We start from the raw sequence: 17644 nt of genomic DNA on the forward strand, positions 1-17644 counted from the left end.
GCTAAACGCGTGCCAGGTCTTCGGGGGAGACGTACACGCCGCGGTGACCGAACTCGGCCGGCGAGTGTTGTGTCGCGCGCACCCGTGTGGAGGCGAGGGAAGCGACGATCCACGGCTCATGTGCGACGCGCGCCGGGGACGCCGCCCAAGCAGGCTGAGCCCAGCCGTCTCGGTTCGCGAAGTACTCAGCGAGTGCGGCCGTGGCCGCGTCCAAACCCTGATGCCCGGTTCGGGGAGGTTCCTCTTCGAATGTGGCTGCAGCGTCCCGGAGGTGCCCCCACTTGAGGCGGGACTCGTAAGTGTCGATCGCCTGGCCGATGACGTATCGCCATGCATCGCGATCCGTGAAAGGGCCACGCTCAGCGAGGTCACGAACGTCCGAGGCCAGCGAATGGGAGGTGCGGGTGTACGGTCGCCCGTAAGTGCGCTCGTACAGCGTCGCACCGTCGCGCTCGATCAGTTCCACCACAACCACCTCCTCGCCTCTACTGCTCCCAGCCTACGGGTCTGGTGTAGGAACAGGTGACAGTTCTGACTAGGCCGCGAGGGCCAGGTCGTTGTTCATGATGGCCTCGAACTCGATCGGCGTCAAACGGCCCAGGCGGACCTGCCTGCGTCGCCGGTGGTAGGTCCGCTCGATCCAGGTCACGATCGCGATCCGCAGTTCTTCACGTGTGGCCCAGGAGCGCCGGTTCAGGACGTTCTTCTGCAGCAGGCTGAAGAACGATTCCATTGCCGCGTTATCGCCGCAGGACGCGACCCTGCCCATCGAGCCGACGATGTTGTGCGCGGCGAGTTCTCGACGCAGTTTCCTGCTTCGAAATTGCGATCCACGGTCGGAATGCACGATGCAGCCGTTCACGTCTTGGCGCATCCGGACCGCGTTTCGGACGGCGCGGACCGCGAGTGATGCTTTCATTCTCGAGTCGATCGAGTAGCCCACGATCCGACCGCTGAAAGCGTCCTTGACCGCGCAAAGATAGAGTCGGCCTTCACTCGTTTTGTGTTCCGTGATGTCTGTCAGCCAGAGCTGGTTCGGTCGGGAAGCTGTGAACTGGTGACGCTCACGCCCGTGCTCGTCGATCACGACACAGAGATCGTCGTGAACAGCAGGGCCAGGCTTCTTCCCATTCTTGCTCCGTTTCTTCCCGAACACACTCCACCAGCCGTTCACCGATGCGATCCGCCACGCCGTCCGGTCCGACATCGCTTGTCCCTCGTCGCGGGCTTCGTCGGCGAGGAGCCGATACCCGAATTCGGGGTCGTCACGATGTGCGTCGAACAGCGCGTTCGCGCGATACGCCTCGCCCAACTCCCGGCTGGTGACTGGCGTCTTCAACCAGCGGTAGTAGGGCTGGCGGGCGAGTTTCAATACCCGGCACGACACCACGACGGGAATCCCGTCCGCGGCGAGCTCGCTCACGAGCGGGTAGAGCCTTTTCCCGGCAGATGAGCCTGAGACAGATACGCCGCTGCGCGACGCAGCACCTCATTCTCTTGTTCGAGGAGGCGATTGCGTTTGCGGAGCTCACGCAGCTCGGCGGACTCCGACTTCGTCTCGCCAGGCTGTTCGCCGGCCTCGATGCGTGCCTGACGCATCCACTTGTCGAGAGTGCCCACATGGACGCCGAAATCTTTCGCGATCTGCGCGAGAGTGACGTCTGGATCACGGTTCTGGGCGACGCGGATCACGTCGTCGCGGAACTCCTTGGGAAACGGCTTGGGCATGATGACATCCTTCCAGGCCAGCCCTCTCGGCTAGCCACGTTTGATGTCACCTGTTCCTGCATCAGACCCATGTGTTCTTGGCCGTCGACGCGCATGGTGAGGGTTTCGACGTATCCGCCGATCCCGACGTGCTTGGTCGTGGTCTTCACCTTCTTCGACTCGTACCGGCCGGGCTTATCGACCTTCACACCGGTGGCGTCCTCGAACGCCTGCAGCTCGTTCTCCGGGGTGCACTCGATCTCGCCGCGGTCGTTGTAGGCGTACGCCTTGAACGTGACGGTGAACTCGACGTCCTCACGCTCCGGGAAGACGCCGTCGACGATTGCGGTGTCCCACATGTCGTCACCGACGGTGACGATGCCGGCGGATTCGGTGCGGACTTCGGGCTGGGTGATGTTGGTGGTCTCGTTCGGGAGGCCGCACTTGCCGGCCTTCAGCTCACGAGTGTCATCGCCTTCGCGCTGGATGAGCTTCTCCACCCACCACACCGTGTCCCCGTGCGCTGGGAGTGCGGTCACCTCAGCCGAGGAGACCTTGCGGGTCGGCACACCGTCGACGTCCTCCACGTCTGCGGGGACTGAGACGGGGTCGGTGGTGAACAGCAGGTTGTCTGCCGTGCACGCGGCCTGGTCGGTGCCGGTGAGATCCTGGCTGCCCCGGTAGCCCTCGAAGACCACCTCGTGGGTGACGCCCTCTCGCTGGGAGAGGTCGCCGGTGATGGTGGCGGTGTCGGACATGCCGTCACCGATGACCACGAAATCGCTGGCCTGGGTCACGATCTCCGGCTCCGTCAGGATGGTGGTCTCGTTGGGGAGGCCGCACTCGCCCGTGTGCACGAGCGTGCGGTCCTCGCCCTGGATCAGCCACAGCTGCTCCACCCACCAGATCTTCCCCACCCACGAACTGATCCCGATCACGGGATTCGACACATACTCGCCGGGGCCGGTGACCTCGGTCGCGCCAGTCTCGAAGAGCTGATTGTCGGCCGTGCAGACGGGGACCGTGACGAGTTCCTCACCGGGGGTCACGGTCTCAGCCTGGTTCTCGACCTCCGCGTACTCTTCGCGGTAGCCGGTGAAGGTGACTTCCCACTGTGCGCCCTCGTTCGCGGCGAGCTCGCCGGTCACGATCGCGGTATCGGTGAGATGGTCACCTACGACCGCCTCCTCGAGTGCCTTGGTCTCCACGGAGGGGCGGCCGATGGTGGTGGTCTCGTTCGGGATCCCGCACTCGCCCTGGTGCAAGGTCTCAGGCCCGTCACCGGTGTCGATCATGAGGGTCTCCACCCACCACACCGTCTCCCCGTGCTCCCAGAGCGCGGTGAACCCGGGCGAACGGATATCGCCTGCCGCGGTCACCGGCTGCAGGCCGCTGCGGAAGATACGGTTGTCGACCGTGCACTCGGCCGCTTCGGTGCCGGTGAGTGCGGCATCACCCGTGTAGGCGTCGAAACGGATCGAGTACTCGGCGTTCTGGGACAGCGTGCCGGACACGGTTGCGACGTCGTAGAGCTCGTCGCCCAGGACGGCGTCCTGGAGCGCGTTTGTCTCCACACCGGGCTGACCGATGCGGGTGGTCTCGTTCGCGAGCCCACACCGCCCCTGATGCACGGTGGAACCGTTCGAGGTGACGCGCTCGACCCAGTGGATCGTGCCCGCGCTCTTCACCTCAGCCGCCGGCGTGGAGAAACGTCCCACACCGGGTACTGCGATGCCGCCGACACGGTAGACCGGCTGCGCCACACACAGCTGGGCCGCGGTCATGCCGGAGATCTCGTCCCCGGTCCAGCGGACCGGATCCCGCTTGGTCTCCATCACCGGATCACGCCCGGTCAGGACCACAGGAGAGTTCGCGGCACCCGACTCGGGGTCGGTCGCCTCCGTCGTTTCAGCCCCGTCTGCGCCGAGGAAGACCGGGTCGCCGGCATCGTTCGACTTCTGCACCGGGAACGCGGTCCCGTCAGCAGCCGTCCCCGCGGCGATGCTCGTGGGGATCTTCGCCCCATCCGCATCCAGCAGCGGGGAACCATCCGCTGCCGCCCACCAGTCGGCCCAGAGGGCTTCGCCGGTGTCGGGATCCTCGGCCTGCACCTCGTACTCGTCACCCAGGACCGGGTTCCAGTCCGAGTCGTACTTGATCGCACCCGTGGTCGGCTGCAGGTACGCCGTGAAATCCGCGACCGCATTCGGCCACATCCGAAGTTCTCCAGCGGTTGGTTGGGTCACAATCAGGGTGTCCTGCATCGTGCCACCCACCTCGGCCGAGGCCTGAGCCTGCGATGACGCTACTGGTTCCACAATCGGAGGCTGAGTTGTGATGGAGGCTTTGACGGTTCCGCTGAGCTGTGCTGGGGTGCTGGCGCCGGATGCGAGTGCGACGCGCTGGCCGGCAACACCGTTGGAGTTGCGGGTGTTGTAAATCGTGAGCTTCGGCTCCCACCCCCGCGTCCCCTTCGACACCCAGGTGCCGGCTGCTTCGAGCTTCACGCCCTTCTTGTTGATGTCGACGTAGCGGGCGGATGCCTCGCTCGCGCCGACATCGAGGGTCGACTTGCCGTTGCGCACGAACGTGCCGTTCTTCACCGACAGCTTCGTCGTACCCTTCGGATACGCGATCCGGTACCGGCCATCGACACCGTTGGGATCCTCGGTGATGGTGAGCTTGCCGGTGTTCTTCTTCGGAGCGACCGGTGCCTTCGCGTTCTTTCTCGCGTCTGCGACCAGCGCATCCGAGCGGGCGATCAGATCCCGTCCCTGCTTCGACTGCTGCAGGGTGGTGATCTTCTGGTTCAGGGCCTTATCCGAGGACCCGAAGTTCGCTCGCATCCGCCAAACCGTCAGCTGCACCGCGGCCGCGTCCCAGTTCGAGCCGTTCTGCCCGTACGTGTCGATGAGGTAGTTCAGCTGCCGCATACCCGCGGCATCATGCCACGCACTGTAATAGCCCGTGGCTCCCGGCAGGTAGTCGTACGTCCCGATCGGGGAATGCGCGCCGGACGGGGCAGACATGGCCGCCTCGATGCAGTACACGCGCTTCCCGCCCGGGAGCACAAAGTTACTGATCCTCAGTCCGCCCGAGAACGTCCACGACTCGCCCTCGGGGAGGGCCTCTGCCGGCGCCGACTGCGCCAGCACACTCCCGCCAGCCACCAGCGACACCGCGAGCAGCGCAGTCGCAGCCTTCCGGATCAGATTCTTCCAACGCCCCGGAGGACGAGACACCGGCACCGGGCCGGCGATTTCTTCTGTCGACTGCATCGCAGTGACTCTCCAAACTGCATCCCTGTGGTGTACACCAGGACGAGCAGCTCGGATGCGATGAACTGCGCGCCACCCCACGAACAGGGGCGACGCGCAGTCGCAACAGTTCCGGCGAGGAAGGTTCTCAGGAAGCTCAGCGAGGGCAGGACATCGCCAGCAGGATCCCCATGATGCTCAGGTGCGTTGCGATTGACGCCGGGTGCATCTCTTTCTGGAGAGCTTGAGCTTCCAACTTCGTAAACTTACGACGCTGCTTTTCTCAGCGGTGAAAAGGGCTTGGGGTGGGGGCGCTGACATCGACATCGCCATGCCACGAACAAGAAACACCAAAGTCCCCAGTAAACACGCAGCCCCTCCATCAGCACCGATATTCCAGCCCGGAGTGTCGATAGTCGGCACTAAGCCCGCGATCCTTACCTCGAGCCGGTGTCTTCACTCGTCAGCGTCTGCATCACCGTCACTCTCAACGCTGTCGCATTGCCCACTTATGAGTATTCGCGCGGGTGTGCCACGTGCAGTGCCGGCGCCGGTTGCCGCCCCTCGAGGTCGGTGCCTACTCGGAGGATATCTTCAGGCCATCGTGCCGCGCACGCCGAATTACCGAGTTCAGGCGGCGAGGCAAAATCGACGTTGAGCTATGTTAGGCTCACCTTAGTTATTGGGGGCAACTTAGGTCATGGGGTGGGTAGATGTCGCGGATCGGGGGTCGTCCTCGTCGGGTCGAGATCGACGACATTGTTCGTGCTGGGCGCGAGGTGGGATTGTCGCGGCTGAGTATGAACGCGGTTGCGGATCGCCTCGGTGTATCGGCGACCGCGTTGTACCGACATGTCGACGGGCGGTGGGGGCTGGAGAACTTGATCGGTGAGAGTATCCTGGCGGATCTGCGCCTGGATGACGATCCTGAGGACGACACGGTAAGGCATCTGCTCTCGGCGGGTTTGCAGTTGCGGTCGTTCGTTCTGGCGCATCCGGGTCTTGCGACCTACGTACAGACGTTGTTCCCACGCGGCGAGAGCGGCCGAGTGCTCGTCTCCGGTGAGGTGGAGGCGTTGGGAAGGCGCGGGTACGCTCCAGATACGGCGATCGTGCTGGTATCGGCCGTTGCGTCGATCGCGATCGGCTATGCGGCCGCCGAGGATGTGCAACGCGAGCGTGCCGAGGGTCGGGCCGAGCAGGAGCGGGACGCGTTGGCTGCGATCATCGCCGACGCCCGCCTCGGCGACGCGCACCGGGCATTGCCAGAAGTCAGCGCGGACCAGTACGTACGGCTGTGGCTGGGTGCTGCGGTCCGCGCATTCGTGGAGGCGGCTCCGCCGGGCCGTCCGCTCGGGGAGATCATGGTGGCGCTGGACGCCGCGGGGAGGGGGCTGTGATGGCCAAGCGAGGTTTCAACGGGGTGATCATGCGCGCTTACGGGGCGCAGGATCACGAGGTGACGGTCACCGGGACCGAGATGATCTCCCCGGGATTCCTGCGGGTGCGGATGCATTCGCCGACACTGCTGGATGATGGGGTGGTGGCTCCGACTGCATATGTGCGGTTCTGGTTCCCTGACGCCGAGGGGCGCGATTTCGAGCATCAACGCGGCTACACGCTCACCGAGGCCGATGAGACGACCGGGCACTTCGCGATCGACTTCGTCCTGCACGAGCCGGCCGGCCCCGCCTCCGCCTGGGCGCAGCGTGCCCAGCCAGGGACAACGGTTTCGGCCACCCCACTCGGCTCGACCCGGTTCGACCTGCCGGACGAGCTACCCGCCGGCTACTTGCTGGTCGGCGACTCTGCCTCGATCCCCGCCATCAACGGCATCCTCGCGATCGTGCCGGCAGATGTCCCGATCGAGGTCTACTTGGAGGAGCACGAGGATACCGACCGGCTCATTCCGCTCGTGGAACATCCGCGGGCGACGATCCACTGGGTGCCCCGGCGAGGCGAGGTATCGCTGGCAGGGGCGATCGAGACGCGCGACTGGTCAGACTGGTATGCATGGATGGCACCGGAGTCGGGGTCACTCAAGCAGTTGCGGGTCCGGCTGAGGGACGAGTTCGGATTCCCCCGCCACGAGGTCCACGCCCAGGCCTACTGGTACCACGGGCGGGCGTTCGGATCGAACCGCTCGAAGGCCGCGCCCGAGCCGGTGAGGGATGAGACGGCCACCGCGTGCGCGGGCGATGGACCCGCACCGCCGGCCGGGCACGCGGTATCTGTCCAAGAGAAACCCGATCCCGCTGCCCCAGCCCGGCGAGGCTCGTGGCGGGCGCAGGCCGGTGGCCGGCTCCTTGCACCGTTGCGACCGACGCTGATCGTGGCCGGCGTCGCACAGGCGGTCGTGACGCTGCTGCAGCTGGCCCCGTACGTGCTGCTGGTCGAACTCGCGCGGCACCTGCTGTCGGGCGCTGACTCCTCCGCGTTGTGGTCGCTGGGGACCTGGGCGGGGGCGCTGATCGGAGCCGGGGTGATTGTATCGGCGGCGCTGATGTTGTGGCTGCACGCGGTTGACGCCCGGTTCGCCCGGGGCGTGCGCCAACAGCTGCTTCGCAAGCTCTCCCGACTGCCGCTGGGCTGGTTCGAGGCCCGCGGATCAGGTCAGGTCAAGCAGCTCGTACAAGATGACACTCTGTCGCTGCATTACCTCATCACGCACGCCGTCCCCGATGCGGTCGCCGCGGTGGTCGCCCCGCTCGCGGTGCTCGGCTACCTGTTCGTCGTGGACTGGCGCATCGCGCTGCTGCTCTTCGTTCCCGTCTTCGCCTACATGTTTGGGATGACAGTGATGCTGTTCCAGTCGGGCACGAAGACGACACAGGCGATGCGGTGGACTGAGCGGATGAACACCGAAGCGGCCGCCTACCTGGACGGGCAGCCCGTGATCCGCGTGTTCGGCGGCGCCGCCTCGTCCACTTTCCGTGCCCGGCTCGGCGAGTACATTGCCTTCCTCCGCGACTGGCAGGCTCCGCTCACCGGGCAGAAGACGTTTATCGACCTCGTGACCCGGCCTGCGACGTTCCTTCTGCTCATCTGCGGGCTCGGCACAATACTCATCACCAGCGGAAACATGGCGCCGTTCACTCTCCTGCCTTTCCTGCTGCTGGGCACCACGTTCGGAGCGCGACTGCTCGGCATCGGCTATGGACTCGGCGGACTGCGCACCGGATTCCTCGCCGCTCGCCGCATTCAGGTGACCCTCGATGAGCGCGAGCTGGAGACGATGCCCACGGGCAGCAGCACTGCCGCCGACGCCCCGGGCCGGGTCGAGTTCGACCGGATCGGATTCTCCTACCGACCGGGTGTGCCCGTGCTGCACGACGTCACGTTGAGCCTGGAGCCGGGAACCGTGACCGCCCTGGTCGGCCCGTCCGGTTCGGGAAAATCCACCCTCGCCGGCTTGCTGGCGAGATTCCATGATGTGGGAACCGGTGCGATCCGCGTAGGCGGTCGGGACCTGCGCGAGCTCACCCCCGACCAGCTCTACCGTCAGGTCGGGTTCGTGTTCCAGCAGACCCAGCTGGTGCAGGGCACCGTCAGGGAGAACATCGCCCTGGCCGACCCCGATGCCCGTGCGGAGCAGGTCGAGGCCGCCGCTCGCGCAGCACTGCTGCACGATCGCATCCTGCGGCTTCCCGACGGCTACGACACACAGCTCGGCCCTGACGCGGCGCTTTCGGGAGGGGAACGTCAGCGGTTGACCATTGCTCGCGCGATCCTCGCCGATTCCCCCGTTCTAGTGCTTGACGAGGCGACCGCCTTCGCCGACCCGGAGTCCGAGTACCTCGTGCAGCAGGCGCTGAACCGGCTCACTGAGGGACGCACCGTGCTCGTGATCGCGCATCGACTGCACACGATCACCGGTGTGGACCGGATCGTCGTCGTCGACCACGGCCGGATTGTCGAGACCGGAACCCACTCCGACCTGCTCGAACGGAACGGTCGCTATCGACGGCTGTGGGATGCCAGCCGTCCCGTCACCTCCGGAATGAAGGACGACCGATGATCCGCACTCTGCTCGCGCTCCTCCCCACAGACAGTCGCGGCCGCGTCGTCGGCCACCTGATGCTCACCGTGCTCGGCGTCATCCTGCGCGCCGCCGGAGCGGTGCTGCTGGTCCCGCTTGTCGCCGCCCTGTTCAGCACCACCCCGGCGACAGCATGGCCCTGGCTGGGAGCACTGGCACTCGTCACTGCGGTCGGCTGGGTCGTGGACTGGGCCGCGGCACAGCTGGGGTTCCGGCTCGGTTTCGGCATCCTCGACAGCGGACAGCGCACGGTCGCCGACCAGATCACACGCATCCGCCTAAACTGGTTCACCGCCGACAACACTGCCACCGCCCGGCAGGCAGTTGCCGCCACCGGACCCGACCTGGTCGGGCTCATCGTCTACCTCGTCACCCCCATAATCGGCGCCGTCCTGCTCCCCGTCTTCATCGCCATTGCACTTCTACCGATCGCCTGGCAGCTGGGCGCGGCCGCTCTGGGCGGGCTCGTCGTTCTGATCGTAGCGTTCTGGGCCGCGGGGCGGCTCAGTCGCAGCGCCGACCGAGAATCCGCCGTCGCGAACAGTCGTCTGACCGAGCGCGTGTTGGAGTTCGCGCGAACCCAGCAGGCGCTCCGCGCAGCGCGTCGCGTCGAGCCTGCTCGCAGCCATGTCGGCGCGGCCCTGGCCGCGCAGCACGGAGCCGTCATGAAGACGCTGTTGTTGCAGGTCCCCGGTCAGGTGCTGTTCGGGCTCGCCAGCCAGATCGCCCTGCTCGCACTCGCGGGGACCACCGTCATCCTCACGATACAACAGGCGCTCACTGTGCCGCAGGCGATCGCGCTCATCGTGGTCATCATCCGATATCTGGAGCCGTTCACCATGCTCGCTGAGCTGTCGCCCGGGATCGAGACCGTCACCGGGTCATTGCGGCGCATCCGCGATGTGCTCGACGCACCGCAGGATCACTCCGGTGACGCCCGCATCCAGGTGGGCGACCCGCCCCGAATCGAGTTGCGCGGTGTCGGATTCCGCTATGCAGATGGCGAGGCAGACGGGCAGACTGTGCTGGACGGGTTCGATCTCTCCATCGAGCCCGGCAGCACGGTGGCGATCGTCGGTCCTTCCGGATCAGGAAAGAGCACCGTGCTCGCCCTCGTCGCCGGACTTCATCACCCCCACTCTGGGAGTGTGCTGGTCGACGGCCTCGACCTCGCAACTCTCGACGCCGCGGCACGGCAACGATTGGTCAGCGTGGTATTTCAACATCCATATCTCTTCGACGGCGCCGTTCGAGAGAACGTCCTCGTCGGCGACCCGGAAGCGAGCGACGAGAGGCTCGAAGCCGTGTCTCGCCTCGCACGGGTCGACAGCATCGTCCAGCGACTACCTGACGGTTGGGAAAGCCGTGTCGGTGAAGCCGGAGGCGGGCTCTCGGGTGGGGAGCGCCAGCGAGTCTCCATCGCCCGTGCGCTCCTCAAACCTGCACCCGTGCTCCTCGTTGACGAAGCCACCAGCGCACTCGACGCCGAGAACGAAGCGGCGATCGCCGACGCCCTTTCCCACGACCAGACTCCTCGCACTCGGCTCATCGTCGCACACCGGCTCAACAGCATCCGCTCGGCCGACCGCGTCGTGTTTCTCGAAAACGGACGCATCGTCGAAGACGGCACCATCCCCGAACTAATCGCTGCTCGCGGACGCTTCGCCAACTTCTGGCGACAACAAGAAGCAGCAAGCGCATGGACGCTCGGCACAAATGATAGGTAGGGGTGCCCTGTCAAAGGGGCGCCCCTACACACTCATTTATAGTTCCTAGTGAGGACGTTACGGTGCCCTCTGAGATGTTCGGTGTGTGGCACACTACGCCAGTTTGCCGTGTGCCGATTCCTTCGCCCAAAACAAACGTTGAGCGGGCGCAGCCCCCAGTCGAGTCAAAGATTGCATGTGGTATTCACGAGTTCGCCACCAGCTCTAGCTGATCCTGTGAGCCGAATGCACCGGCCTCTTCCATCGCCGCAAGGAACCGTTGCCCGGTCTTCGGGGTCTTCCCGCCGAGCCATTCGCCCACGAGCTTCCCCGAAGGGCGCTTCCCCTCAGCCGTGGCATAGGCGAGTACGCGGGCGCGGACCGTCTCCCGGTCCGGTGCCTCGTCCTGTGGGGTGACGAGCGCCAACGGCGCCGGCACCTCATCCCGGCTGCCCGTCATTGCGAGCGCCGCGGCCCGGACCGGCACCGAGTCGGCCACCGGTGCGGCCATCTGTGGACTCGGGTCGCGTGCCGGTTCCGCATCGAGGTGGCGCGGCGCCGGCTTCGCATCGCTCTTCTCCCGGAGCGCTTGCAGCTTCGCACGTTCCTTCTCGTCCGGGATGAGGTCCATGACCTCGTGCGTCGCCCACAAGAGTGTTGCGGGTGGCACAGCGCCGAGGATCGCGGCCGCCCAGATCGGCACCATCGGGTCTGCAGCGACCGCCGAGTGCACCGCGTTTGCTACCACGGACACGATCGCGAGGACTGCGAACCCGAGATAGGTGCGCCGCACCGGGAGACCCCGGAGTCGCTTGTTCGCGGCCCCGACCGCGCCGACGAGCATCCCGCCATCCACGATGAAGGGGTAGGCGAACGGGAACGGGAGCCCCGCGAGGGAAGCGACATCGGTGAGGGTGGGGAACGAGATCGCCATCGACCCGACCACCACGATCAGAAGGCCCGGGCTCATGCCGCCCACGAACCCCCAGGTACGGCTCGGCTTCTTCGCCATCAGCACTCACCGCCCTCGGTGGCCCGGGTCGGGACGAGTGCTGCAGCGAGAGGGATCGCGGCCGCGAGCACGGCGACCCCGAGAAGTGCGGTGGTGAGCATCCACATCAGTGCGGGATAGGTGTCGAAGTCGTTCATCAGGAGATCCAATCGGTGAGCTGCTTGCTGCCGGCCTCGCCAGCACGGAAAGCGTTCTTGAAGTGCGTGAGCGCACGAGCATGAGACCCGGACTCTGAGACCCGGAAGACAGGGTTGATGAGGAACTGTCCCATGAGGCTGGTCGCGCGCGTGTTCGGGCGGGAACCGCGGGCGATCTTCATCACCGCGATCACCTGCGGAACGGATAGCGACGGGCAATGCCGGTGCGCGGCGACACGGTCGTCGAGATCGTAGGAGAGGCGCTGCGGCGGATTCGCCGCCACCCACGACAGCAACTCCAGCACCGCAGCGTGATGACGCACGTCAATGACCTGGGAGACGACCGCGAAGGTGAGATCCACGACCTCCCCGAGTGGCGTGTACTCAGTCTCGTCCTCGCCGCCACCGGCGGGCATGGCTTCGGCGTACTCGAGCGGGACACCGCGGGTACCCCACATCTCCTGCCCCCACCTGAGCGTGCACGTCCAGAGATACGCCCAGGGCTCTTCTGCGACCGCCGCGTACCGTGCCGGGCACTTCTCCGGGTCCGTGCGGGTGGACAAGAGGCGTTCAATGATGAGGTTCACCACTTCATCAGAGTCGGCCGCGTACCCCCAGCTCTTCGCGATCGACACCATGCTCGACGCGAAGAACTCGTGTAGTTGCTCGATGAACGCGAACCCCTCCGCCGACTTCAATACTTCGCCACCGGAGTCTGCGATGTCGGTGAGGATCGTGCGCTGACGCCACACCGAGAACTTCTCCACCTCACCCATGGCGTGCCTCTTCCAGGCCGAGCAGTCGCATCGCCTGCGACGACAGCAACTTCGTCACCTCACCACCGAAGGCCCGCAGGTTCACTGACGGATCCCCGTCGAGATCGCACTCGACAGCCATCACCGTGGCGAGGGCGTGCACGAGCGCCACACGCACCGCACGCAGGTTCTCCCGGCCAATCTGGTGTTCACCTGCGGCGAGGGCGAGAACGTCGCGCATATCGGCCATCTCGACACGCTCCTGCAGGAGCGTCACGTCCCGTACCAGGTCATCCAGGCGCTTCTCCGCGGAACGCCGCTTCAACACCTCGGGATCCTCCTGCTGGCGCAACACCGCCTCATGCATCTTTTGGACGCCTTTGAAGACGGCCTCGACCTTCACGTTCGGGTCATGCAGCTTCTCGAAACCACGCTCAGCAGCCTCACGAACCGCAGCAGGCGCTTCCTCACTCGCAGCGAGATCTCGAATCGTTGCCACCTTCTCAAGCCAGCGCTGATCATGGCCCGTTCGCACAAGTGCACCCTGACCGATTGAAGCAGGCGGTGGGCTTCCCGGTTTACTTCCGTCGGAAGTAAACCGGGAATCTACAATCTGGCCTCTTGTCGTCAGGGACTTCAGCCCTGCAATTGATCGGTTCTCTCCGATTTGAATCTGTAGCGCAGGGAGGTCGAAGGTTTCCCAGGCTGCGAGAATTTCCGCGGGTGAGAGATCCTTACGCGCGCGATTGGTAACGAACTCGAGCACGCCCTCCTGTTCCTCGTCGAGGTTGGTATAGATCTCTGCCCGGATCGACTGCCAGCCCTCCTGCGTTGCTGCATCGAGGCGGTGGGCGCCGTCGATGAGCACGAGGATCCCGTTCGGCCGCTCCGAGACCGCGATGGGCACGATCTGCTTGCCGGTCTCTTGGAAGGAGCGCCGCAGTAAGCCGACGTGGTCCTGCGAGACCTCGCGCTGACGCTGCCTGACGATGATTGAGTCGACCGCGAGCTCAGCAGCACGGATCGTGACATTCTCTGGCAGGATAGCTTGCTTCATGAGACTACCTTCAAGAAATCGGTGACTTCAACAGGGGTCTGGGCCTGATCCCAGACCAGAGCAACAACTTCGCCGGTGTGGACCACGCAGAGGTGTCGACGGGTCGGATGAGTGCGGCAGGTGCACTCACGTGCCCTTGCCGCGTGTACGGGGCAGTACGAACGGATCTGCTGGGTCAGCACCAATGACCAGCCGGCAGCAACGAGCCCCTCGAGCTGAGAGACCTGGTCATGCCAGCTCGCACCATAGGGCAGAGCCGAGGAGAGCGTGTCCTGCGCCCGACAGGTGCGAACCTCGCAGCGGATGCCGACGATCTCGCGACGCTGGATGCGCCCCATCAGCGCTCACCCCTAACTGCGAGCATCTCTGCTTCGAGTTCCGCGAACGCGGAATCGACGGTGCGGCGGGCGAGCCCGCAATCGACGCAGTTCGCGCGATCGATCTCCGCCCACGAATCCGGACCCCACCAATGATTCCCAGAAGCGCAGTTGACCACTGACCGCTTCGGTGAGCCCTCCTGGAGAGGCGAGAATCCCGTCGCATGAGCTGCACCGAGAAGCCAGCTCGACGGGTCTCTGGCAATCACCGCGGCGACTAGCGCTGCCGGGTTTCGGACAGCCCTGCCACGTTCTGCAGTTCGCAGCACGAGCTCCCGGACCGCTCGCACTACGTCAATCTCAGCGAGGTCGACCCTTCCGCTAACTTCACGACGAATCTCAGCCATCGTCAACCGGAGATCCGGATGCAACCCTGCGAGCTCCGCGTCGATTTCTGCCTCGCGCGCGGTTACGGTCTGGTGGGTTGGTTGGTTTGAAGAAGAAATAGAACCAACCAACCAACCAGTTTTCTCTTCCTTAAAGGGGTGCGGATTTTCCTTCGGGTGCGGATTTTCCGCAGCCTGGGGTGCGGATTTTCCGCACCCATCACGATCTGGGGTTTTTTCGACCGGTGCGGATTTCCCGCACCCCACCTCTTCTTGTGTCTCGGCGTACTCCTCGTAGGGTTCGTCCAGGTCGATCAAGGCCTCATTTGCCGGTGTCGAGTACCCCGGTTCAGGATCCTGGAGGAAGAGGCGATAGCGCTTCTGCCCACCTCGAGGGCGACCAGAAGAGTCGACATAGTTCCGTGGATACCGGTCACGAATCTCGACGAGGAACCCCGCTTCGAGCAGCCGGCGCTTCGCCGCCTGCCAAGCGGATACCCCGAGATCGAGTTCCTTGCGGGCCTCGGTCTGAGACGGCATCCTCGACGGGTCGTGGGACAGTAGATACAGCAGGATCGAGAGCGGGTTCCCAGCGATTCGAGAGTCTCGCACCCACCAGTTGCGGTGCTGACCATACTCGCGTTCAAACGCGAGCCGAGGGCGAATGATCTGTGCTTCGCTCATGCGAGGTCCTCATGCTGGCGGAGGGCTTCCTGCAGGGCGATGTCGGAGACCTCGTCTGCGAGATCGTCATTTCCGTGGGTGTAGCTCTCGTCGACCAACACATCCAGGGCCAGGCCACGCCGTTCAAGTTCTGCTCGCGCGGCGGCGAAGAAGCCGTCACGAAAGCCGTCAAGCACCGCTGCCCGGTGCTGGTCCGCAGAACGGCGAGTATCGAGAGCCGCCATATACGCTACGAACTCCGGAATGCGATCAGCCTCAGCGCGCGACTTCACGACCGAATGCAGAGCGTCGGCCTGCTCAAAGAGAGCCACCAGGCGCGCGTTGTCCTCCGGGCTCCGGCCGAGCCATGATCCTTCAGCAGCAGCGCGGATCTCGCGAGCACGTTCGGCCTCCTCTGGCGTGCAAGCCACATCGAACATGCTGTCGTAGGCCGCAGCCTCGGAGCTCTCAAGCTCGCCGAGATCGGTGTCTATATGGCTGAGCGCCCCAGCCTGATCCAACTCGAACTCTGCGTCGCACCAAAGACGGATGGGCTCCGTGCGGAAGCGCAAGAGATCATCCGGCCGATCGCCGGCAGTCGCGGTGACGATACCGTGCACGTGCGCCGCTTCCCACGAACCGGGCCGGGTGGCCAGCAGAGCGTCGATGCTACCGACATTCGCTGCGACCACGGCAAGCACATGGCACGCGTACTCCGCAAAGTCGGCGCCCTCGCGGCGAGCGAGAGCCGTGAGCGCGGCGAATGCGTGACCCGCAAGTTCGTGAGGAGTGGGAGAATTGGTGATCTCGGGTGCTGTGAATTCGCTTCCAGGCTGTTCAACTGCGCGCGAGACCGTGTCATTATGGTGAGACACGTTTTGATGTTCCTTTCCGGGATGTCACCCGAACCCCTGGTGTTGGCGCACCGGGGGTTCGGTCTTTTACGGAGTGTTATCGATAGCCGCGAGGATCCGGTTGTAGTCGTCCACCTTCATCGAGGTCTTCCCGACCAGGCGACGCCACACCCACAGATACGACTTGCCGCAACGGTGAGCCACCTCAGCGATGCTGAGCGGTGAATCGTCGATCCTTTTGGCAAGCGCCTTGCGTGCTTCACTTTCTGAAGGGGGCATGGGGCAACCGTAACACAGAATCTAAGAAATGTAGAACAAGATCTATTCTGTAGCGATTAGTGCGCTGTTGAATGATTGCGCGTATTCTGGACATATGGGTGAGCCGAAGTATGAACAATCGCTGACTGAAGTCACATCACTGCGAGTGGGCTACCTGCTGTTGCTAAATGGGAACATGAGTCAGAAAGAACTTGCCATCGCGCTAGGGCTGACCCCTGGAAAGCTGAACCACAAGATCATCGGTCGCACGAAGTGGGCAGTGGAGGACCTGCTGGCACTCTCCGACTTCTTCGATGTCTCCCTTGACTACCTTGTCGGCCGAATGCCCCTTGAATCGGTCGCCCCAAACAAGAAAACCCCCGCTGCGGCGAGGGTTGAGGAAGGGCGAACTTCGGATTAAAAGTCCGATGCTCTACCAACTGAGCTAGAGGCCCGTGGTTACCGATTCTATCGGGTTTCTCCGAGTCTCCGGTGCACGTGGGGCGGGCGGCGGAGGCGTAGACTCGCGGGGTCCGGCCGGGAAGGCGGCGCACGGCCCCGATCCGGTCCAGATCCGAACCCGACCCGCCGGCGCGAGAGCACCGCACCGATCCCCGAGGGAGCCATGTGACCCGAGAGCACCAGCGACCGGTCCTGCAGCCGACCGCCAGTTTCGACTGGATCATCGGCTCGGACGAGCCGGGAGCCGCGCACCGCATCGCGCAGGAGACCTCCTGGGCGCTGCTCGACCGCGTGCGCGCCGGCGCCGACCCGGTCGTGGTGGAGCGCGTGGTGGGGCTCGCATCGGGCAGCGGCAGCGGTCTCGACGACATCGCGGAGCTGTGGGCCGAGGAGGGCACCCACTCGCTGGCCGGGGTGCTGTGGCGGCTGTACCTGCTGCGCAGGGTGGTCTCCGCCGATGCCGAGGGATCCGCCGAGCTGTTCCGTCGCGGCGCTACCGCGGCGGCGACGATCGACCCGATCGTCGCCGGGGCCGCTGAGCCGGTCACGCCGGTGTCGATCGCCGAGCTCTGCGACACGATCCTGCGCGGCGCGTTCACCGGTGATGTGGGCGATGCGCTCGACCGCGCGGCGAGCTACTGCCGGGTCATGTCGCTCGGAGCGGCGGATCTCGCCGACACGCGCGACGCCCACGACGACGCGCACGCCGCGCATCTCACCACTCGGGCGCTGCGCTACTCCAGCATGGCCCAGGAACTCCACGCCGGGGCGCGCCGCTGGCGCGACGGTACGCTCGCCTGAACGGCGCGGGCCGAGCGCGAGCGAATCCTCTGCGGTAGACTGGTGCACGCCGGGCCGCAGTAACCCCGGGCTCCAATTTCTGCCGCCTCGAGCGGCCTTCCGCCGAGAGGCGTTCTGCGGTCCGGCCTTTCTCTGCCCTCGACCGACTGCCATCCCATGGCCTGGTCGGGGTCCTCGGCCCGCCCCGTTTCACCGACCGCTGCCGCTTCGTACGTCAGTAGTTGCTGCCTCGC

At 65.1% G+C, this 17644-nt stretch carries 15 protein-coding genes; 5 read left to right on the forward strand and 10 right to left on the reverse strand.

Features of this window, described 5'->3' with window-relative positions:
- Position 1: 1 nt before the first annotated feature.
- The 3 genes from AMS65_RS14170 to AMS65_RS14185 all read right to left on the reverse strand — a co-directional run bounded on the left by AMS65_RS14170 (position 2) and on the right by AMS65_RS14185 (position 4985).
- Entirely contained in the window at positions 2-469 is a 468-nt protein-coding gene (locus tag AMS65_RS14170; RefSeq protein ID WP_053384836.1) for a hypothetical protein, read from the reverse strand.
- A 66-nt stretch (positions 470-535) separates the two neighbouring features.
- A protein-coding gene (locus AMS65_RS14175; RefSeq protein WP_157502305.1) for an IS3 family transposase occupies positions 536-1728 on the reverse strand; the annotation gives its coding sequence in 2 pieces (ribosomal slippage) (positions 536-1441 and positions 1444-1728; 1191 coding nt in all).
- Complete coding sequence (locus AMS65_RS14185) at positions 1689-4985, reverse strand: hypothetical protein (RefSeq protein ID WP_053384839.1); 3297 nt, start codon at positions 4983-4985, stop codon at positions 1689-1691. Before AMS65_RS14185 ends, AMS65_RS14175 begins: the two co-directional genes overlap by 40 nt.
- Before the next feature lie 692 nt (positions 4986-5677).
- Between AMS65_RS14185 and AMS65_RS14190 the strand changes: the two genes are divergently transcribed.
- From AMS65_RS14190 to AMS65_RS14200, 3 genes are read left to right on the forward strand one after another with little or no spacing between them, the layout of a single operon-like run.
- Positions 5678-6364 carry a TetR family transcriptional regulator gene (locus tag AMS65_RS14190; RefSeq protein ID WP_053384840.1) on the forward strand — a complete coding sequence of 229 codons (687 nt, stop codon included), beginning with the start codon at positions 5678-5680 and terminating at the stop codon, positions 6362-6364.
- The gene (locus AMS65_RS14195; RefSeq protein ID WP_053384841.1) at positions 6364-8982 is read left to right on the forward strand and encodes an ABC transporter ATP-binding protein/permease; all 2619 of its coding nucleotides are present in this window, start codon (positions 6364-6366) and stop codon (positions 8980-8982) included. Before AMS65_RS14190 ends, AMS65_RS14195 begins: the two co-directional genes overlap by 1 nt.
- Complete coding sequence (locus AMS65_RS14200) at positions 8979-10730, forward strand: ABC transporter ATP-binding protein (RefSeq protein WP_053384842.1); 1752 nt, start codon at positions 8979-8981, stop codon at positions 10728-10730. Before AMS65_RS14195 ends, AMS65_RS14200 begins: the two co-directional genes overlap by 4 nt.
- Before the next feature lie 184 nt (positions 10731-10914).
- Here AMS65_RS14200 and AMS65_RS14205 read toward each other — a convergent pair whose 3' ends face one another.
- The 7 genes from AMS65_RS14205 to AMS65_RS14225 are packed head-to-tail and all read right to left on the reverse strand — an operon-like array spanning position 10915 to position 15911.
- Positions 10915-11721 (reverse strand): DUF2637 domain-containing protein, encoded by an 807-nt coding sequence (locus tag AMS65_RS14205; protein WP_075201020.1) that lies wholly within the window; start codon positions 11719-11721, stop codon positions 10915-10917.
- Positions 11721-11858 (reverse strand): hypothetical protein, encoded by a 138-nt coding sequence (locus AMS65_RS19495; protein ID WP_157502307.1) that lies wholly within the window; start codon positions 11856-11858, stop codon positions 11721-11723. The genes AMS65_RS14205 and AMS65_RS19495 overlap by 1 nt, the downstream gene beginning before the upstream one ends.
- The gene (locus AMS65_RS14210; protein WP_053384844.1) at positions 11858-12634 is read right to left on the reverse strand and encodes a hypothetical protein; all 777 of its coding nucleotides are present in this window, start codon (positions 12632-12634) and stop codon (positions 11858-11860) included. Before AMS65_RS14210 ends, AMS65_RS19495 begins: the two co-directional genes overlap by 1 nt.
- Entirely contained in the window at positions 12627-13670 is a 1044-nt protein-coding gene (locus tag AMS65_RS14215) for a ParB N-terminal domain-containing protein (protein WP_053384845.1), read from the reverse strand. Before AMS65_RS14215 ends, AMS65_RS14210 begins: the two co-directional genes overlap by 8 nt.
- On the reverse strand, positions 13667-14008 hold the full coding sequence (locus AMS65_RS14220; protein WP_053384846.1) for a hypothetical protein: 342 nt from the start codon (positions 14006-14008) through the stop codon (positions 13667-13669). Before AMS65_RS14220 ends, AMS65_RS14215 begins: the two co-directional genes overlap by 4 nt.
- Positions 14008-15057 carry a hypothetical protein gene (locus tag AMS65_RS19500; protein ID WP_157502309.1) on the reverse strand — a complete coding sequence of 350 codons (1050 nt, stop codon included), beginning with the start codon at positions 15055-15057 and terminating at the stop codon, positions 14008-14010. The genes AMS65_RS14220 and AMS65_RS19500 overlap by 1 nt, the downstream gene beginning before the upstream one ends.
- The gene (locus AMS65_RS14225; RefSeq protein WP_157502311.1) at positions 15054-15911 is read right to left on the reverse strand and encodes a hypothetical protein; all 858 of its coding nucleotides are present in this window, start codon (positions 15909-15911) and stop codon (positions 15054-15056) included. Before AMS65_RS14225 ends, AMS65_RS19500 begins: the two co-directional genes overlap by 4 nt.
- Positions 15912-16263: 352 nt before the next feature.
- On the opposite strand from AMS65_RS14225, the gene AMS65_RS14230 reads away from it, so the two are divergent.
- Together AMS65_RS14230 and AMS65_RS14235 are read left to right on the forward strand one after the other, a co-directional pair.
- Positions 16264-16569, forward strand: a complete 306-nt coding sequence (locus tag AMS65_RS14230) for a helix-turn-helix domain-containing protein (protein WP_157502313.1) — start codon at positions 16264-16266, stop codon at positions 16567-16569.
- Between the two features lie 206 nt (positions 16570-16775).
- Positions 16776-17411, forward strand: coding sequence for a hypothetical protein (locus AMS65_RS14235; protein WP_053384849.1), 636 nt, complete (start codon positions 16776-16778; stop codon positions 17409-17411).
- The last annotated feature ends 233 nt before the right edge of the window (positions 17412-17644 follow it).

It is taken from the genome of Leucobacter celer subsp. astrifaciens (assembly GCF_001273835.1).
GTDB classification, from domain to species: Bacteria; Actinomycetota; Actinomycetes; order Actinomycetales; family Microbacteriaceae; genus Leucobacter; species Leucobacter celer.